This window comes from Pseudomonas lijiangensis, from assembly GCF_018968705.1.
Taxonomy (GTDB): domain Bacteria; phylum Pseudomonadota; class Gammaproteobacteria; order Pseudomonadales; family Pseudomonadaceae; genus Aquipseudomonas; species Aquipseudomonas lijiangensis.
In genome coordinates, this window is the sequence record NZ_CP076668.1 from 271,375 (window position 1) to 289,535 (window position 18,161).

The following is an 18,161-nucleotide window of genomic DNA, read 5'->3' on the forward strand; positions in this document are numbered from 1 at the left end:
CGCGAATGGTCAGCTTGCCATCCACCCCTCTCACCCCAGACATTACCCTGATCAAAGACACAAGCGAATTCATTCGCGAACAACCGTCACATGCGCAGCAGGACTTTCCAGGCGCGGCTCTGGAACACAGTCAATGCCTGATGGACACGAGCGTCGAGCACTTCGTCGCTGATGTCCTGATGGGCCAATTGTTCAAGTTTGTTCAACTCGCCATACAGACGATCCAGTTCCGGCAGGTCCAGCGCGCCACGTGCCCAGTGCAGCCACGCCTGGATGCGCTCGATGCGTGGCAATTGCTCGGCCAGGTCTTCGGGTTGTTGCTGGTAGCGGCCCAGTTGCAGAGCGGTCGCTTCGTCGGCGAGCAGGCGCGGCAGCCAGCTCGCCAGCAGTGCTGCGCCCTGGCGGTTGCCGCGGTTGCTGCGCTCGGCGGTCCAGCTGCGGTTGAGCAGCCAGCGCGAAGTGTTCAGCGAGAACTCGCCCCAACGGGTGTCCAGCAACTCATCGAGAAATTGCTCGTGAGCCGCGCCGCGTACATCTTCATCTTCCTGACCGGCCTGCACCAGCGGGCGCCAGTCTTCCAGCAGGGCATCCAGCGCGGTCCGCAGTTGTGCGGTAGAAGCGCGAGGCGCGGCCTGGCCCAGGCTGCTGGTCAGTGAACGCAGTTCGCCCAGCAACTCGACCCATTCCTGCAGCAGACGCCAGTGGCCGTTGAAGCGATATTGCTCGGCCAGACGCTGGCTGCTGCCCAACAGATGCCAGGCCAGCGCGGCATAGGCGTCGTCCAGCGGTGTTTCGGCGTCCAGTTTCGGTGCCGGCAGGCTCAGGGAGTAGCTGTTGGCATCGAACAGGCGATAGCCGCGTTCGGCCTTGCTGATATCGCAGGGCATCAACGGCAGGGTGGCGGCCAGTTCAGCGGCCAGTTCCAGGAGCGCGGCAGATTCGCCTTCGCGCAGCTCAAGTTCCAGCTCGCAGATTTCTTCTTTCTGCTTGCCGGCCACGACCTGACCCAGGTCCAGAGCAGCCTCGATCACGACCTTGGTCTTGCCACGGCCCCAGGAGATTTCTGCCTTTTCACGAATGAAGTCGGTGGTGAACAGTGGCTTGATGGTTTTCTTGTCCAGATCCGCCAGTTGCTCGGGCCAGCAGTCGCCTTCGAGTTTTTTCAGGTCCAGCTTGGCCTTGGGCAGATCCCAGTTGAATTCGTTGCGCTCGGACAGGCCGGCTACGCTCTGGCCACGGGTCTTCATGGTCTGAATGAGACGATCGCCGTCGCGACGGATGCGCAGAGCGACCTTGGCCCTGGCCAGATCACGCTCAGGGGTGTCGAAATACTGGTTCGACAGCTCGATACGCTCCCAGCCACTTTTGTTGCGTTTCTTCAACAAGGGGTGCTCGCGCAGTGCAATGAGGGTCTCGCGGCTGACGCGGAGTTTGATTTCTGTTTCTTTTTGCATGGCCGGGAAGTCCAAACGCTGATGCTGATGACGGGAGCGCAGCCAATGATTGACGGCTGCTGAGGGCGGCAGTGTACAGGACATGGCTCGCAACGGTTTATTCCGCAGGTGCTATGGCCCTATGATGGTCTGTGTTCCGTCCCGATTACAGGAAGCATACATGCCCTTGCCGTCCATGAAAGATCAGTTCGCCGCGTTGATTGCCGTGCCTTCGGTGAGCTGCACCCAGCCTTCGCTGGATCAATCCAACCGTGCGGTGATCGATCTGTTGGCGGGGTGGCTGGGCGATCTGGGGTTTGCCTGCGATATCCAGCAGGTTTCGCCGGGCAAGTTCAACCTGCTGGCGACTTATGGCTCGGGCCCCGGCGGGCTGGTGCTGGCCGGACACAGCGATACCGTGCCTTTCGATGAAGCGCTGTGGAAAACCGATCCGCTGAAACTGACCGAAGTCGATGGCCGCTGGGTCGGGCTGGGCAGTTGCGACATGAAAGGCTTTTTCGCGCTGGTGATCGAGGCCGTGCGCGGCCTGCTCGATCAGCCGTTCAAGCAGCCGTTGCTGATTCTTGCCACCTGCGACGAAGAAAGCTCCATGGCCGGCGCCCGAGCTTTGGCCGAGGCCGGTCGGCCGCTAGGGCGTGCAGCGGTGATTGGCGAGCCCACCGGGCTCAAGCCGATTCGCCTGCACAAGGGCGTGATGATGGAGCGTATCGAGATTCTCGGGCGCAGCGGCCATTCCTCTGACCCAAGCCTTGGCCACAGCGCGCTGGAAGCCATGCATGACGCCATCAGCGAACTCAAGGGGCTGCGCCAGCAATGGCAGCGCGAATACCGCAACCCGCAGTTCAGCGTGCCGCAACCGACCATGAACTTCGGCTGCATCCATGGTGGCGATAACCCGAACCGGATTTGCGGCCAGTGCTCCCTGGAGTTCGACTTGCGCCCATTGCCGGGCATGGACCCCGATGCGCTGCGCGCTGCCATCCGGCAAAAGCTGCAACCGCTGGCCGAGCTGCATCAGGTGCAGATCGATTACGCGCCCCTGTTCCCGGAGTGCGCGCCGTTCGAGCAGGCAGCGGATGCGGAACTGGTTCGCATTGCGGAGCGTCTGACAGGTCATACGGCTGCAGCAGTAGCATTTGGCACCGAAGCGCCTTATCTTCAGCGCCTTGGCTGCGAGACACTGGTTCTGGGCCCTGGCGACATCGCCTGCGCGCATCAGCCGGGTGAATACCTTGAAATGTCACGCCTGGAGCCTACAGTGCTTCTGTTGCGTCAGCTGATTCAGCATTATTGCCTGAGCCCTCAGTAAACCGGGCCAGACACAACCCCATAGAGAAGGAGATTGCGCGTGTTGCCAAGCCTGTTCCGACGATAACCACCACAGCGTTGTGCGTGTTTCTGTCTTTCGTCCATTCTTTTACAGGCTCTTTCGGTTATGCCCGATTACGTTAACTGGCTTCGTCACGCGTCTCCTTATATCAATGCCCACCGCGATTGCACCTTTGTCGTCATGCTGCCCGGCGATGGTGTCGCGCACCCCAATTTCGGTAACATCGTCCACGACCTGGTGCTGCTGCACAGCCTGGGCGTGCGGCTGGTGCTGGTCCATGGTTCGCGTCCGCAGATCGAAAGCCGTCTGGCCCAGCGCGGCCTGACACCGCGTTTCCACCGCGACATGCGCGTGACGGATGCCGAAACGCTGGAGTGCGTGATCGATGCGGTAGGGCAACTGCGTATTTCCATCGAGGCGCGCCTGTCCATGGACATGGCGGCTTCACCGATGCAGGGCTCGCGCCTGCGGGTGACCAGCGGCAACGTGGTCACGGCCCGTCCTATCGGTGTGCTTGAGGGTGTCGATTATCAGCACACCGGCGAAGTGCGCCGTGTCGACCGCAAAGGCATCAACCGCCTGCTGGACGAGCGTCACATCGTGCTGCTGTCGCCATTGGGCTATTCGCCGACGGGCGAGATTTTCAACCTCGCCTGCGAAGACGTCGCGACCCGTGCGGCCATCGACCTTGCGGCGGACAAACTGCTGCTGTTCGGTGCCGAAACCGGCCTGCTGGATGAACAGGGCCGTCTGGTGCGTGAACTGCGCCCTCAGCAAGTGCCTGCGCATCTGTTGCGTCTGGGCAACAACTATCAGGCCGAGCTGCTGGATGCTGCTGCCGAAGCCTGTCGCGGCGGTGTGGGCCGCAGCCATATCGTCAGCTATGCCGAAGACGGCGCACTGCTGAACGAGCTGTTCACCCGTGATGGTGGCGGTACGCTGGTTGCGCAAGAGCAGTTCGAGCTGGTGCGTGAGGCGGCCATCGAAGACGTGGGCGGCCTGATGGACCTGATCACGCCGCTGGAAGAGCAGGGGATTCTGGTGCGTCGCTCCCGTGAAGTGCTGGAGCGCGAGATCCAGCAGTTCAGTGTGGTGGAACGCGAAGGGCTGATCATTGCCTGCGCGGCGCTCTATCCGATTGCCGATTCCGAGGCGGGTGAGCTGGCGTGTCTGGCGGTCAACCCGGAGTATCGCCACGGCGGACGCGGGGATGAGTTGCTGGAGCGTATCGAAAATCGTGCCAGGGCCCTGGGCTTGAAGACGCTGTTCGTCCTCACCACTCGCACCGCACACTGGTTCCGCGAGCGCGGCTTTGAACCCAGCACCGTCGACCGCCTGCCCAGCGCACGGGCGTCGCTTTACAACTATCAGCGTAATTCGAAGATCTTCGAAAAGGCGATTTGAAGCCTTGCGAATGAACCGGCTCCGGCGCAAGGCCGGAGCGGGTTCATTCGTGAATGCCTAATAGCCTTGCCCGCGATCCACTTGCCCTTCCATCGACTCGCCCCGCTCGAACCGACGAATGTTTTCCAGCAAGCCTGCAAATGCGCTTTCCGGTTGGGTCATGGCGGCGACATGGGGTGTCAGCAGGATGTTCGGGTGTTTCCAGAACGGGTGATCGCTGGCAGCCGGCTCCTTATGCAGCACATCCAGCACGGCGGCGCTGAGCTGGCCGCTGTCCAGCGCGGCCAACAGGTCGTCTTCCACCAGATGCTTGCCGCGACCCATATTGATCAGCGCCGCGCCTTTGGGCAGGTGCTTGAAGAGTTCGCGGTCGAGGATGCCTTCGGTCTGTTCGGTCAGGGGCAGCACGCACAGCAGGATGTCGCATTGCGCCAGGAACGCGGGGAGTTGTTCAGGTCCCGCATGGCAGTCGACGCCTTCAATGCGATGCTCACTGCGCGCCCAGCCTGACAAGGCAAAGCCGAACCCTTTCAGGCTCGCGAGAATATGCTGCGCCTGCAACCCGAGCCCCATGACGCCGATGCGCCGTTTATGCGCCGGAATCAGCGGATGAGCCTGCCAGCGGCCTTCGATCTGCTGCTGACGATAGCGCAGCATTTCACGATGCAGGGTCAGCACGGCGAAGCAGGCGTATTCGCACATGCCGTGGCTGATACCGGGGTCCAGCAAGCGCACCACCGGCAATGACTTCGGGATACGGCTCAGGTCCAGTTGATCGACACCTGCTGACAGCGCAAACAGCACCTTGAGGTTGGGGAGTACCTGTTCCAGGTCGTCGGGAGCCAGCCAGGCCGCCAGGTAATGGATGTCCTGCGGGTCGCCGATGTCAGGCCAGGTGCGCCACTCGATATCGGGCGCGTGCTCGGCGAACAGGGCTTTCCAGCGCTCGCTGCGGGCAGGATCGGCTTTATAGAGCAGGGCAGGCATGGGCATTTCCTGAGCGTGAAAGTGGGCCTTCATCATGCCTCAAGACTGGAGCAGGATCTGTTGAAAGCGCCACCGCAAAAGGGCCGCGCAGCCTGTAAACAGAGCGTTGTGCAGCAGATTGCATGGCCAGAAGGAATCTGCCGTTTGCAAGGGTGAAAACAGTGGATATGGGCATCTGGAGGGGCAAGTTCGGCGTAGATCGTTTCGCTGAACGCTTAACCTGAACAGCATCGCAATCACGTGCCGATTGCCCGGCCCACTACAGGTAAAGCCATGAACAGCAAAGTCGACGAAACACCTCATCTGCTCCGTCAACGCGATCAGTTCGTACCCCGTGGCGTGGTCACTGCTCACCCGCTGGTCATCGATCGTGCGCAGGGTTCCGAATTGTGGGATGTCGATGGCAAGCGCTATCTGGACTTCGTCGGCGGCATCGGTGTGCTGAACATCGGCCACAATCATCCGAATGTCGTCAAGGCCGTGCAGGGCCAGTTGGAAAAGGTCACCCATGCCTGCTTTCAGGTGGTTGCCTACCAGCCTTACGTGGAACTGGCCAAGCGCCTGAGCAACCTGGTGGCCGGTGATAGCGGCATCGACCACAAGGCGGTGTTTTTCACGTCCGGTGCCGAAGCGGTCGAGAACGCGGTGAAAATTGCCCGCGCCCATACCAATCGCCCGGCGATCATTTCGTTTCGGGGCGGCTTCCACGGTCGCACCTTGCTGGGCACGACCCTGACCGGCATGAGCCAGCCCTACAAGCAGAACTTCGGGCCGCTGGCGCCGGAAGTGTTCCACACCCCGTACCCCAACGAATACCGTGGCGTCACGGGTGAAATGGCCCTGGCTGCGCTGCATGAATTGCTGGCGACACAAGTTGCGCCGGATCGCGTGGCGGCCATCATCATCGAGCCTGTGCAGGGCGATGGCGGTTTTCTGGCTGCGCCAGTCGAGTTCCTGAAAGCGCTGCGGGCCTTGACCGAGCAGCATGGCATTGTCCTGATTCTCGATGAAATCCAGACCGGTTTTGGTCGTACGGGCACATGGTTCGGTTTCCAGCACGCCGGCATTCAGCCGGATCTGGTGACCGTTGCCAAAAGCCTGGCGGGCGGTCTGCCGCTGTCGGGTGTTGTCGGGCGTGCCGAAATCATGGATGCACCGCTTCCGGGCGGCCTGGGCGGCACCTATGGCGGCAATGCTCTGGCCTGCGCCGCAGCCCTGGCGGTAATCGATACCTACGAACAGGAAAAACTGCCGGAGCGCGGCGAGCAACTGGGCCACTACCTGCGTGCCGGCTTGCTCAAGCTTCAGTCCCGCTATTCCTGCATTGGTGACGTACGTGGTCCCGGTTTCATGCTGGCGATGGAAATCGTCAAGGACGATGCTGCGCGCAGCCCGGATGCCGATCTCAATCAGCGACTGATCGATCAGGCCCGTATCGGCGGCCTGCTGGTGATCAAGTGTGGCGTCTATCGCAACGTGCTGCGCTTCCTTGCGCCCCTGGTGACGACTGAAGAGCAGATCGACGAAGCCCTGACCATCCTCGACGGGGCCTTGGCACGAGTATTGAAGTCGAAGTAGTCGCTCAAGCCCGGCCGCGCAGGTGTTCACACTGCGTGGCCGTGGGTACTGAATGTTTAATGGAGGCTTGACCTGTCATGGCGCTGACTGATTACCGGGCACTGTTGATCGACTGCGATGAAGTTCTGGTGGACCGCGATTCCGGTGTCTGGTCGGCGTTGCAGCCATTGCTGGAACACAGCACCGGCAAACCCGACAGGGAGCAGGTGCTGGCGGCATTCGCTGAGGCCGTGAGTGCGCTTTATCCGCGTTTCGGCGAGCTGGGGTTCAGTGGTCTGCTGTGTTTTGCCCATCGACAACTGGCCGAGCGTTTCGGCGCAAGGGTCACCTGGGAAGAAGGCATGGCTTTCGCGCGTTCGGTGGACACCTGGACGCTGTTCGAGGATGCGCCGGGTGCCATGCTGTACCTGCGCAAGTTTTACCGACTGCTGGTTTATGCCGACCGCGATGCTCAGGATCGCAATGCCTTGTGCGAGCGTCTTGGGCTGGAACCCGACAGCCTGTTGTCGCTGACCACGCACCCGCTGGATGACACGACCTGGCTGGCCGAGATGGATCTGCACCCGAGTGAAACCCTGCTGGTGTCACGGCCTCCCGCGTCGGCGCTGGGCAACGGCGGCCTGTGCCTGATTCGTCGCGACCGTGCCGAACATCGTCAGCCTTGCCCCGCCGATCTGTGTATCAACAGCATGGCCGACCTTGTGGCGCAGCATCAGTTGTCTTTAAGGCGCTGATTTTGCTAGAAGAGAGCTTTGGTGAACGGCAATGAAGAGGTAGCTGATGGAAGGCCTGGTCAAACTGGATCGTATTGATATCAATATCCTGGTCGAGCTTCAGAAAGACGGTCGCATGACCAACGTCAGCCTCGCAGATGCTGTAGGCCTGTCAGCCAGCCCTTGCCTGCAACGGGTCAAGCGCCTGGAATCGGCCGGTTATATCTCCAGCTACAAGGCTCACCTGAACCTCGCGAAGATCACCGAATCGGTCACGGTGTTCACCGAAATCTCCCTCAGCGACCACAAGCGCGAAGACTTTGCCAAGTTCGAGGCCAATATCCGGCACGTGGACGAAGTGCTCGAATGCCATCTCATCAGTGGCGGCTACGACTATCTGGTGCGCTTCATGACCCGCAGCATCCAGCACTATCAGGAAGTGATCGAGGAGTTGCTGGACAAGAATATCGGCATCTCCAAGTACTTCAGCTACATCGTCATCAAATCACCTGTCATGAAAGACGGTGTGCCTTTACGCAAGCTTTTGCGTCATTGATGGCTAAAGGCCAACAATCGAGTTGCGCAACGTCACCGATTTGACACATTCTGTTGCGTCTCATCTAGTTGTCCGATGACTTGGCCGGTCTTTTGCTGCGCCATGGAGCTTGCCGTCTGTTGTCTGGTCCTCTCATAAGGAAGTGTTTGATGCCTTCAGCTCCTCGTTTTCTTGAGCATTACCGCAAGGCCGATCGCATCATGCTTGGCCTGATCTGGCTGCTGTTTGTGTATTCGATCGGATTGGCGTTCTGGCACGACACCTTCACTCAGGCAATGCTGGTGGGCGGTGGCACTGCATTGGTGCTGACTGCACTGTATCGAGCCATCGGCGGCAGCCGTTTGATGCGCTGCTGCTTTGGCGTCGGCCTGATGATTATGGCGGCCCTGCACATCAATCAGGCCCAGGGAGTGGTGGAAATCCACTTCGGCATCTTTGTATTCCTGGCCGTACTGACCTTCTACCGCGACTGGCTGCCGATTCTGGTTGCAGCAGCCGTGATCGCCGTTCATCACGTTGTATTCCACGTCCTGCAGCATTCGGGCTTCCCGGTGTATGTCATGCACCATGCCAGTGGCTGGGGCATGGTGATGGTGCATGCCGTCTATGTAGTGGTAGAGACGGCGATCCTCATGTACCTCGCCGTTCAGAACCAGGCCGAGGCCGTCGAGAATCAGGACATGCTCGACAAAATGCTCGCCACCGCTTTGCAGCTCACTACCGATGCGCGGGTTGGTGAAAAAGCCGGCAGGGTTTCCCTTACCCAGCGCTTCGAGAGTTTTCTGGCGCAGATCACCGGGCTGGTGGATGGCGTGGTCCGTGATACTCGCGGCCTTGGCGAACTGGGCCATGACTTGGCCAGGGCCAGCGGCACACTGGAAGCCGGAGCGCAGCATCAGTTGACTGAAATCGCCCGCATGAGTGATGCGATGCAGCGCATGGGCGGCGCCATGAACGATATTTCCGGGCATGTCGCCCAAGCTGTTCAGCGTGCTGGCGATGCCCACGAACAGGTGACGCACGGGCGTGAAAGCGTCGGTCGGGCGCAAACTGAAATCACCCGGCTGGCCGAGCGTATCAACACCACCGATGAAACGGTGCAGGCCCTTGCCGAGCAGTCGGAGCAGGTTGGCAAGGTGCTGGATGTGATTGGCAGCATCGCCGAACAGACCAACCTGCTGGCACTCAATGCCGCCATCGAAGCCGCCCGGGCTGGCGAGCAGGGCCGTGGTTTTGCCGTCGTGGCCGATGAGGTCCGTAACCTGGCCCAGCGCACGGCTTCGTCCACCAAGGAAATCCAGGTCATCATCCATGACCTGCAACAAGGCAGCCGCCAGGCTGCCACGGCCATGCAGGACAGCCTCGAAGATGTCGGGCGCTGCGTCGAAAACAGCCAGCGCGCATCCGAATCGCTGCGCGCCGTGGGTGACGGGATCGGCCATATCACGCAACTCAACGGCCTGATTGCCACCACCACTGACGAGCAGTCCACGGCAAGCCGGGAAATCGCCGATCAACTGCGCTCGGTACAGAACATCGCCGAAGACACCGCCGCCAATATCGACGTGCTGACCCAAAGCAGCCAACGCTTGCCCCCGTTGGCCATGCGACTTGAGGCGTTGGGCAAGACCTTCAACCGATAGGTTTCATGCGAAGACCAGTCCCGATGACCGCAGCAGTTCCTGTGTATAGGGCTGCTGTGGCCTGGCAAAGATCTCTCGTGAAGGGCCTTGCTCGACCACCTTTCCGTCCTTGATGACGATCAGGTCATGCGCCAGTGCATGAACCACTGCCAGGTCATGGCTGATGAACAGATACGTCAGGCCGTGGCGAATCTGCAGGTCGCGCAGCAAGGCGACGATCTGTTTCTGCACCGTGCGATCCAGTGCCGAGGTGGGTTCGTCCAGCAGAATCAGATCCGGTTCAAGCACCAGCGCCCGGGCAATCGAGATGCGCTGGCGCTGACCGCCGGAGAATTCATGAGGGTAACGATGACGGGTGGCCGGGTCGAGCCCGACTTCCTGCAGGACCCGGATGACCGTCTGCTCGCGCTCCTCGGCAGTGCCGATCCTGTGGGTGACCAGTCCTTCGGCAATGATCTGTTTCACGGTCATGCGTGGGCTGAGGCTGCCGAACGGATCTTGAAAGACCACTTGCAACTGGCGCCGCAAGGAGCGCATCAGGTGCTGACTATGCAGGCTCAGTTCCTTGGTGCCGAAGCGGATGCTGCCTTCGGAATCGACCAGGCGCAGGATCGCCTGGCCCAGGGTCGATTTGCCCGAGCCGGACTCGCCGACGATGCCCAGCGTCTTGCCTTTGAGCAGTTCAAAACTCACCCCATCCACAGCCTTGATGTAGCGAGGGTCGCGTTTGAACCAGCCTTTGCTCAACGGGAACCAGACTTTCAGGTCCTGTACCGACAGCAGGGTGTTGCGATGGGTAGAAGGCACCGGCTCGCCGTCAGGCTCGGCGTTGATCAACAGGCGACTGTAAGGGTGCTGCGGGTGGTCGAACAGGGCCTGGCAGTCAGCCTGCTCGACGATCTGCCCTTCACGCATCACACAGACCCTCTGGGCTATGCGGCGTACCAGATTGAGGTCGTGGCTGATGAGCAGCAATGACATGCCCAGGCGCTGTTGCAGGGACTTGAGCAGTTCGAGGATCTTCACCTGCACCGTCACATCCAGCGCCGTGGTGGGTTCATCGGCAATCAGCAGGTCAGGCTCGTTGGCCAACGCCATGGCGATCATGATGCGCTGGCGCTGACCGCCGGAAAGCTGATGAGGGTAAGCCTTGAGGCGCGCGAGCGGGTCACGGATGCCCACCAGGTCCAGCAGCTCAAGCGTCCGGTCCCGGGCGGCCTTGCCCTTGAGCCCCTTGTGGGTGATCAGGATTTCGCCAATCTGTTTCTCGACCGTATGCAGCGGGTTCAACGAGCTCATGGGCTCTTGAAAGATCATCGCCACCCGGTTGCCGCGCAGGCTGCGCAGTTGCTTGTCACTGGCACTCACCAGGTCCACGCCGTCGTAGCGGATCGTACCCTGGGTGCTGACGGTCTTTGCCGGCAGCAGGCGCAGGATCGAGTGGGCCGTGACGGATTTGCCCGAGCCGGACTCACCCACCAGCGCCAGGCATTCGCCGCGCCGGATATCGAGGCTGACACCATGCACCACTTCGTGGCCGTTGAAGGCGACGCGCAGGTCGCGTATTTCAATCAGGGTCTCTTGCATGTCAGCTCCGGGGATCGAAAGCGTCGCGGCAGGCTTCGCCGATGAACACCAACAGGGAAAGAATCAGCGCCAGTACCACAAAGGCGGTCAGCCCCAGCCAGGGGGCTTGCAGATTGCGCTTGGCTTCACCGATCAGTTCACCCAGCGAGGCGCTGCCTGCGGGCATGCCGAAGCCGAGAAAGTCCAGCGCGGTCAGGGTGGCGATGGCGCCCGTGACGATGAAGGGCAGATAGGTCAGGGTGCTGGTCATGGCGTTGGGCAGGATGTGCCGCCACATCAGCGCCGTATCGGTCAGGCCCAGGGCGCGGGCCGCCTTGACGTATTCCAGGCTGCGGCCGCGCAGGAATTCGGCCCGTACCACATCCACCAGCGCCAGCCAGGAGAACAGCGCCATGATGCCCAGCAACCACCAGAAATTCGGTGAAACGAAGCCGGACAGAATGATCAGCAGATACAGCACCGGCAAACCGGACCAGATTTCCTGAATCCGCTGGCCGATCAGGTCGGTCATGCCGCCGTAGTAGCCCTGGATCGCGCCGGCACAGACCCCGATCACGGTACTGATCGCGGTCAGCAGCAGGGCGAAGAGGATGGATATCCGGGCACCAAACAGCACCCGCGCCAGCACATCCCGGGCCTGCTCGTCGGTGCCCAGCCAGTTGTGGCTGTCCGGCGGGCTGGGCGATGGAGCTTGCAGGTCATAGTTGATGGTGTCGTAACTGAAAGGGATCGGTGCAAACAGCATCCAGCCGTTTTTGGCGGCGATCAGTTGGCGTACGTAGTCACTGGAGTAGTCCGGCTCGAAGGGCAGTTCGCCACCGAAGTCGGTTTCCATGTAGGTGTGCAGAACAGGGTAGTACAGCCTGCCTTCGTAGCTCAGCACCAGCGGCTTGTCGTTGGCGATCAGCTCGCCACACAGACAGACCAGCATCAGTGCGAGGAAGATCCACAGCGACCACCAGCCCCGCCGGTTGGCCTTGAACAGCGCCATGCGGCGTTTGCTCTGGGGAGAAAACTCGAACATCAGGCGCTCCTCGCGGAAAAGTCGATGCGCGGGTCGACCAGCGTGTAGCACAGGTCGCCCACCAGCTTGATCAGCAGGCCGAACAGCGTGAACAGAAACAGCGTGCCGAACACCACCGGATAGTCCCGCGACACCGCCGCCTCGTAGCTCATGCGCCCCAGCCCATCGAGGCCGAAGATGGTTTCGATCAGCAGGGAGCCGGCGAAAAACACCTCGATCAAGGCCTGCGGAATCCCGGCGACCACCAGCAGCATGGCGTTGCGGAACACATGGCCATACAGAACCCGGTGTTCCGTGAGGCCTTTGGCTCGTGCCGTGACCACATACTGACGGCTGATCTCGTTGAGAAAGCTGTTCTTGGTGAGGATGGTCAGCGTGGCAAAACCGCCGATCACCAGGGCACTGACCGGCAGCACCAGATGCCAGAGGTAGTCTTTGACCTTGCCCCAGGCACTGAGGCTGTCGAAGTTGTCCGAGAGCAGGCCTTGCGCCGGAAACCAGCTGAGGTAACTGCCCCCGGCAAAGACCACGATCAACAGAATGGCGAACAGAAACGCAGGCGTGGCATAGCCGATGATGACCAGCGTGCTGCTCCAGACATCGAACGCACTGCCATGCCGCACGGCCTTGCGGATGCCCAGCGGTATGGAGATCAGGTAGGTAATCAGCGTGGCCCATAGTCCCAGGGACAGTGATACCGGCAGTTTCTGGGCAATCAGTTCCGTCACTTCGGCACCACGAAAGAAGCTGGTGCCGAAATCCAGCTGTGCATAGTTCTTGAGCATCAGCCACAGACGTTCGTGCATGGGTTTTTCGAAGCCGTAGTGCTCCTTGATCGCCTCGATCAGTGCCGGGTCCAGCCCGCGAGTGCTGCGGCTTGCCGTGCCGGAGGCCGCCACTTCGCCACCGCCACCGCCGACCCCGTTGGGACTGAAGCCCTGAATGCGGGCGATGGCCTGCTCGACCGGGCCGCCGGGCGCCGCCTGTACGATCAGGAAGTTCACAATCAGAATGGCCAGCAGCGTGGGGATGATCAGCAACAGGCGTCGAATCATATAAGCCAGCATGTTATGGCTCCTTCGCGGCGGTGGTCTTGCCTGTCAGGGCAGAAGCCTGGGCATTGGTCAGTGCTGTCGGGCTGATCTGCCACCAGGTTTCCAGGCCAATGTCGTAGACGGGCTCGATCTCGGGCCTGCCAAAACGATTGGCGAACACCAACGGCGTTCCTTTGGAGTAGTAGTTGGGAATCATGTAGTAGCCCCATTGCAGGACCCGATCCAGGGCGCGGGCATAAAGCACCATGTCCTGACGACTGTTGGCGGCGACCAGGCCATCGATCAACCTGTCCACAGCGGGATTGCGCAAGACCATGGCGTTGGAGCTGCCCACTTGTGTGGCGCTTTGCGAGCCAAACAGGTTGTACAGTTCACGGCCCGGGGAAATCAGCGGGTTGCCGTTTTTCGGCAGACTGACCACGATCATGTCGTAGTCCCGTGCGTTGAGCCGGTTGATGTACTGCGCCGAATCGATGCGCATGAAATTCAGGGTGATGCCGATCTGCGCCAGGGTGCGTTTGAACGGCAATATCAACCGGTCGAAGCCGCCCTGGCCGTCGAGAAAGCTGAAAGTCAGTGGCTCGCCTGCCGCGTTGACCAGCTTGTTGTTGCGCGGATGCCAGCCCGCCTCGGCCAGCAGCTTCAGGGCCTGTAGCTGCTTGTCGCGGATATAGCCGCTGCCGTCGGTGCTGGGTGGCTGGTAGACCTGTGTGAATACCTCATCCGGGACCTGGCCGCGCAGGGGCTCGAGAATCTTCAGTTCGGCAGCGTCCGGCAATTGCGTGGCGGCCATCTCGCTCTTGGGGAAGTAGCTCTGTTCACGCACGTAGAAACTGCGCATGACCCGACGATTCAGCCACTCGAAGTCCCACAGCAACGATAACGCTTCGCGAACCCGTCGATCCTGAAAGACGGGGTTGTCCAGATTGAAGACAAAGCCCTGTGCCGCAACGGGGCGTTGCCGGGCCAGGATGTGTTTTTGCAGACGTCCGTCGTCGATGGCCGGGCCGCTGTAGCCGACGGTGTAGCCTGCCGATGAGAACTCCCGGTTGTAGTCGAAGGCTCCGGCCTGCAGCAGTTGCCGGGCGATTTCCGTGTCGCCGTAGAAATTCACGGTCAGGGTGTCGAAGTTATACAGCCCGCGGCTGACCGGCAGGTCTTTGGCCCACCAGTCCTTGACCCGCTCGAAGACCACACTGCGTCCGGCGTCGACTTTCGCGACCCGGTAAGGCCCGTTGCCCAGCGGTGGCTCGAAACCTCCACCGTTGGCAAAGTCTCTGTTCTTCCACCAGTGCTCGGGAAGGATGCGCATGCTGGCGATATCCAGAGCCAGCATGCGGTTGAGGTTGTTCTTGAAGTCGAAGCGAATCTGTAGCGGTCCTTCCATGACCACATCCTTGACGTCCTCATACATGGGCCGGTAGCTGAAGCTGGCCTTGGTGGTCATCAGTTCAAAGGTGTAGCGCACATCATTGGCGGTGACGGGTGTGCCGTCCTCGAAGCGCGCCTTGGGGTTGATGAAGAAACGAATCCAGAGGCCATCGGGGGCCATTTCCATTTTTTCCGCGATCAGGCCGTACACCGTGTAGGGCTCATCCAGTGAGCGATAGGCCAGCGGGGAATAGACCCAGGTGTCGAGTTGAACCACGTTTATGCCTTGATCGACATACGGGTTCAGGTAATTGAACTGGCCGATTTCTTCGGCCGAGCGTGTGAGCGAGCCGCCCTTGGGGGCGTCCGGGTTGACGTAAGCGAAGTGCTGAAAGCCCACAGGGTATTTCGGTGCTTCGCCATAGACCGTCAAGGCGTGGGTCGGCGCGGCCAGCAGTGCCTGCCCATAACCGTACAGAACAACGCCCAGCAGCAGGCGCCTTAGAAAACGGGAGGTATGCAACATGATGGGGCTGTCCTTGTACGCGCTGAATACTCATGCACTGCGAAAAAAACCTCCGGCCGGGGAAGGTGGATGAAACCTGTAGGGCCGGAGGGGCGAAGCGCAACTCAAGGCGTGGCTCACGGAGCCTGTATGAGCCACGCCATTACCTCAGAAGTGATAGGTCATGCGGGCGAACAGCGTGCGGCCCAGCGGATCGGCATAGCGCGGGTCGTAGCCGGACTGGAAGTTGTAGGCCTGATTGGAGAACGGCGGCTCGCGGTCGAACAGGTTGCGGACCCCGGCATCCACATCCAGCACCTTGTCGAAGGTATGCCCGACCGATAGGTCCCAGAGCGTATACGACGCCACCCGAGCGTTGGTGGTGCGGTCATAATCGTTGTAACCGCTGGTGAAGCGGTTGGTGAGGGAAGCGCGGCTGTTGCCCAGTGACCAGGTGCCGGTCAGGACATGTTTCCAGCGCGAGATTACGCCATCGCCCTGGAAGTCCCCGACCTTGTCGGTGTAAGGGCCGTCGATGATGTTCTGGTAGTCGTAGCGGGTTACATAGGTGCCGGTCATGCCCAGACCGAACTGGCCGTACGGCGTGTTCGGAAAGCGATAGTCCAGGGAGACGTCCACACCGCTGGTCTTGACGATGCCAAGGTTCGCGTTGCCGGTCACGATATTGGCGATCGAACCATCCGGATTGCGGATGAAGCGGTCGGCGTAGGTGGTGGGGTCGTCGAAGACGGTCGATTCAGGGAACGACTGAATCTGGTTGGAGATGTGAATCCACCAGAAATCCAGGCCCATGGAAAGGGTGCTGACCGGCTGATAGACGAAGCCCAGTGTCACGTTGCGGGCTTTTTCGGGAGCCAGTTCGGTATTGCCGCCACTGTTGTTGAGAAACTGCTGATTGCAGTCGCGTCCGGCATTACCGCCAGGCTGCACGGTGCCGCCTGCGCACAGGGTCGGGTCGTTGTAGTAACCCTGGGTGAAGCTCAGGCTGCGCGGCGCATAAAGCTCATACAGAGAAGGTGCGCGGAAGCCCTCGCTGTAGGCACCTCTGACCACCAGTTGCTTGAACGGCTGGAAGCGGAACGAGTATTTGGGGTTGGTCGTACTGCCGAAGTCGCTGTATTTGTCGTGACGAATGGCAGCGCTCAGTTCCAGGCTGTCGAGGACCGGAACGTTCAATTCGGCGTATTGGGCCTTTACGCTGCGTTCGCCCGAAACACTGCCCGCCGCGTCTGCCCCCAGGCTGCTGACGTCATTGACGAAGGCTTCGTACTCCTGATGCATTTTCTCCTTGCGGTATTCACCGCCCAGCGCCAGGCCGGCCGGTCCGGCACCAAACCAGTCACCGATTTCCCGGCTGATGCGGGCGTCGATACCGGCCACCCGGCCCACGGCGCTTGAGTACTGGCCATGGTATTCGTTGGCATCGATCAATGCCTGGCCTGCCGCGGTCTGCGGACCGAACGGGTTGATAATGCCGTTGGCCAGACCGGCGATCATGGCCGCATCGCTGATATAGCCGTTGGTGAGTGAGGAAATGACCTTGTTCTGGTTGTATGACGCGCCGACGTTGTAGTCCCAGCCGCTGACCATGCCATCGAAGCTCAGAAGAAAGCGCTGACTGGTGTTCTGGTCGCTGGAACCCCTTGGCCCGGCTGCGGTTTCCCGCCATGCGGTATCGATGGGCTGTGTCGGATCGAGCACGAAACTGGTCGGCAAGGGTGTGATGCCGTTGCCGGGGTAGTAGGGCGACGAAGCGTCCAGCGACAGGCCGGTCAGCGGAGCCGGGCCGATGTCGGTGTGGTTATTGTTGCGGGCCCAGAAGTATTCGAGGTTGACGTTGTGGTCGTCCGCCAGCTTGCCGGTGGCCTTGCCGAAAAAGGAAGTCTTCTCGGTCTGCGGAATCAGGTCGATGTATTCGCGGGTGCTGAAACGGCAGATGCCGTTGCTGGCGATCAGGTTGGGCCCGTTGCAGTTACCGCCGGCCAGCGGATTCGTGCCATTGTTGCCCTGGTAATAGTTGCCGGGGAAGGCGGTCCCGGAGGTCTGGTTAAGACCGCGTCCCGGCACATAATCCCTGGCGAATGAGCGGTCGTTGGCATCCAGATTCTGCTGCTTGTTGTAGTTGAAGACACCCATGACATTGAAGCGGTCTTCTTCAAGGTCACCGAAGCCCCAACTGGCGCTCATGTCCTTGGTGGCTCCGCCGCCACTGTTGGTGGGCGTTTCGCCGCCCAGGCTCAAAGTGCCGTCGGTCATGGATTTTTTGGTGATGAAGTTGATGACCCCGCCGATGGCGTCGGTGCCGTACAGCGCAGAGGCGCCGTCACGCAGCACTTCCACCCGGTCGATGGCGGCAAACGGGATCATGTTCAGGTCGATGGCACTGCCGTTGGGCGTGCCGACACCCGACAGGGCGTTGTTCGCCAGGCGGCGACCATTGAGCAGAACCAGCGTCTTGTTTGCGCCAATCCCGCGCATGTCGGCGTAGGACGCGCCCCCGGTTCCGGCGCCGACCGAACCGGCACTGTTGTTGATCGACTGGCTGCCGGTGATGCGCTGGACCATTTCCTGGGTGGTGGTCACGCCCTGTTTCTTCAGGTCATCGGCACGCAGGATGGTGATGGGCACGGCCGTCTCGGCATCGACCCTGCGGATTGCAGAACCTGTGACTTCGACACGTTGCAACTGGGTCGTGGCGGGTACGACGGCGGCGCTGGAGGATACGCTTGTACTGCTTGTGTCCGCATCGACGGCATCGGCCGCCTGGGCACCACTCATGCCCATGGCCAGTGCGCAGAGCAGCACACGGGGATGGCGCCGTACCGCAATGGCGAGGGGTTTGAGGGTGCAACCGGGAAGATTCATCAGCATGGTAATTTCCGACTTGTTCCAGACGTTATTGAAATGGCCTTGTGAGCCCTCTTTTCCCGATG

The 18,161-nt window shown here is 60.8% G+C and carries 13 protein-coding genes; 6 read left to right on the forward strand and 7 right to left on the reverse strand.

Annotation, left to right across the window (positions count from 1 at the left end; all coding sequences use genetic code 11):
- Positions 1 to 86: 86 nt before the first annotated feature.
- Positions 87 to 1,454, reverse strand: coding sequence for a CYTH domain-containing protein (locus KQP88_RS01305; RefSeq protein WP_216704624.1), 1,368 nt, complete (start codon positions 1,452 to 1,454; stop codon positions 87 to 89).
- A 160-nt stretch (positions 1,455 to 1,614) separates the two neighbouring features.
- Here KQP88_RS01305 and argE point away from each other — a divergent pair, with 160 nt between their 5' ends.
- Positions 1,615 to 2,763, forward strand: coding sequence for an acetylornithine deacetylase (gene argE, locus KQP88_RS01310; protein ID WP_216704625.1), 1,149 nt, complete (start codon positions 1,615 to 1,617; stop codon positions 2,761 to 2,763).
- Positions 2,764 to 2,889: 126 nt separating this feature from the next.
- Complete coding sequence (gene argA, locus KQP88_RS01315; protein WP_025258025.1) at positions 2,890 to 4,188, forward strand: amino-acid N-acetyltransferase; 1,299 nt, start codon at positions 2,890 to 2,892, stop codon at positions 4,186 to 4,188.
- A 57-nt stretch (positions 4,189 to 4,245) separates the two neighbouring features.
- On the opposite strand, the gene KQP88_RS01320 is transcribed toward argA, so the two are convergent.
- Positions 4,246 to 5,175 (reverse strand): 2-hydroxyacid dehydrogenase, encoded by a 930-nt coding sequence (locus KQP88_RS01320; protein ID WP_216704626.1) that lies wholly within the window; start codon positions 5,173 to 5,175, stop codon positions 4,246 to 4,248.
- Between the two features lie 273 nt (positions 5,176 to 5,448).
- Here KQP88_RS01320 and gabT point away from each other — a divergent pair, with 273 nt between their 5' ends.
- The 4 genes from gabT to KQP88_RS01340 all read left to right on the forward strand — a co-directional run bounded on the left by gabT (position 5,449) and on the right by KQP88_RS01340 (position 9,665).
- On the forward strand, positions 5,449 to 6,753 hold the full coding sequence (gabT, locus tag KQP88_RS01325; protein WP_095067325.1) for a 4-aminobutyrate--2-oxoglutarate transaminase: 1,305 nt from the start codon (positions 5,449 to 5,451) through the stop codon (positions 6,751 to 6,753).
- Positions 6,754 to 6,830: 77 nt separating this feature from the next.
- Positions 6,831 to 7,487 (forward strand): HAD family hydrolase, encoded by a 657-nt coding sequence (locus KQP88_RS01330; RefSeq protein ID WP_200993587.1) that lies wholly within the window; start codon positions 6,831 to 6,833, stop codon positions 7,485 to 7,487.
- A 46-nt stretch (positions 7,488 to 7,533) separates the two neighbouring features.
- Complete coding sequence (locus tag KQP88_RS01335) at positions 7,534 to 8,022, forward strand: Lrp/AsnC family transcriptional regulator (RefSeq protein WP_002555947.1); 489 nt, start codon at positions 7,534 to 7,536, stop codon at positions 8,020 to 8,022.
- Between the two features lie 149 nt (positions 8,023 to 8,171).
- Positions 8,172 to 9,665 carry a methyl-accepting chemotaxis protein gene (locus KQP88_RS01340; protein WP_216704627.1) on the forward strand — a complete coding sequence of 498 codons (1,494 nt, stop codon included), beginning with the start codon at positions 8,172 to 8,174 and terminating at the stop codon, positions 9,663 to 9,665.
- A 3-nt stretch (positions 9,666 to 9,668) separates the two neighbouring features.
- Here KQP88_RS01340 and KQP88_RS01345 read toward each other — a convergent pair whose 3' ends face one another.
- From KQP88_RS01345 to KQP88_RS01365, 5 genes are all read right to left on the reverse strand, one after another.
- Positions 9,669 to 11,252, reverse strand: a complete 1,584-nt coding sequence (locus tag KQP88_RS01345; RefSeq protein ID WP_216704628.1) for an ABC transporter ATP-binding protein — start codon at positions 11,250 to 11,252, stop codon at positions 9,669 to 9,671.
- Position 11,253: 1 nt separating this feature from the next.
- Positions 11,254 to 12,276 (reverse strand): ABC transporter permease, encoded by a 1,023-nt coding sequence (locus tag KQP88_RS01350; RefSeq protein ID WP_216704629.1) that lies wholly within the window; start codon positions 12,274 to 12,276, stop codon positions 11,254 to 11,256.
- Positions 12,276 to 13,343, reverse strand: coding sequence for a microcin C ABC transporter permease YejB (locus KQP88_RS01355; RefSeq protein WP_216704630.1), 1,068 nt, complete (start codon positions 13,341 to 13,343; stop codon positions 12,276 to 12,278). Before KQP88_RS01355 ends, KQP88_RS01350 begins: the two co-directional genes overlap by 1 nt.
- Before the next feature lies 1 nt (position 13,344).
- The gene (locus KQP88_RS01360) at positions 13,345 to 15,228 is read right to left on the reverse strand and encodes an extracellular solute-binding protein (RefSeq protein WP_216704631.1); all 1,884 of its coding nucleotides are present in this window, start codon (positions 15,226 to 15,228) and stop codon (positions 13,345 to 13,347) included.
- 147 nt (positions 15,229 to 15,375) lie between these two features.
- Positions 15,376 to 18,099, reverse strand: a complete 2,724-nt coding sequence (locus tag KQP88_RS01365; protein WP_221529421.1) for a TonB-dependent receptor — start codon at positions 18,097 to 18,099, stop codon at positions 15,376 to 15,378.
- Positions 18,100 to 18,161: the final 62 nt, after the last annotated feature.

Bases quoted from the DNA above. Each gene is read 5' to 3' on its own strand.
- KQP88_RS01305 (WP_216704624.1), bottom strand. From the start codon at position 1,454: ATGCAAAAAGAAACAGAAATCAAACTCCGCGTCAGCCGCGAGACCCTC.
- argE (WP_216704625.1), top strand. From the start codon at position 1,615: ATGCCCTTGCCGTCCATGAAAGATCAGTTCGCCGCGTTGATTGCCGTG.
- argA (WP_025258025.1), top strand. From the start codon at position 2,890: ATGCCCGATTACGTTAACTGGCTTCGTCACGCGTCTCCTTATATCAAT.
- KQP88_RS01320 (WP_216704626.1), bottom strand. From the start codon at position 5,175: ATGCCTGCCCTGCTCTATAAAGCCGATCCTGCCCGCAGCGAGCGCTGG.
- gabT (WP_095067325.1), top strand. From the start codon at position 5,449: ATGAACAGCAAAGTCGACGAAACACCTCATCTGCTCCGTCAACGCGAT.
- KQP88_RS01330 (WP_200993587.1), top strand. From the start codon at position 6,831: ATGGCGCTGACTGATTACCGGGCACTGTTGATCGACTGCGATGAAGTT.
- KQP88_RS01335 (WP_002555947.1), top strand. From the start codon at position 7,534: ATGGAAGGCCTGGTCAAACTGGATCGTATTGATATCAATATCCTGGTC.
- KQP88_RS01340 (WP_216704627.1), top strand. From the start codon at position 8,172: ATGCCTTCAGCTCCTCGTTTTCTTGAGCATTACCGCAAGGCCGATCGC.
- KQP88_RS01345 (WP_216704628.1), bottom strand. From the start codon at position 11,252: ATGCAAGAGACCCTGATTGAAATACGCGACCTGCGCGTCGCCTTCAAC.
- KQP88_RS01350 (WP_216704629.1), bottom strand. From the start codon at position 12,276: ATGTTCGAGTTTTCTCCCCAGAGCAAACGCCGCATGGCGCTGTTCAAG.
- KQP88_RS01355 (WP_216704630.1), bottom strand. From the start codon at position 13,343: ATGCTGGCTTATATGATTCGACGCCTGTTGCTGATCATCCCCACGCTG.
- KQP88_RS01360 (WP_216704631.1), bottom strand. From the start codon at position 15,228: ATGTTGCATACCTCCCGTTTTCTAAGGCGCCTGCTGCTGGGCGTTGTT.
- KQP88_RS01365 (WP_221529421.1), bottom strand. From the start codon at position 18,099: ATGCTGATGAATCTTCCCGGTTGCACCCTCAAACCCCTCGCCATTGCG.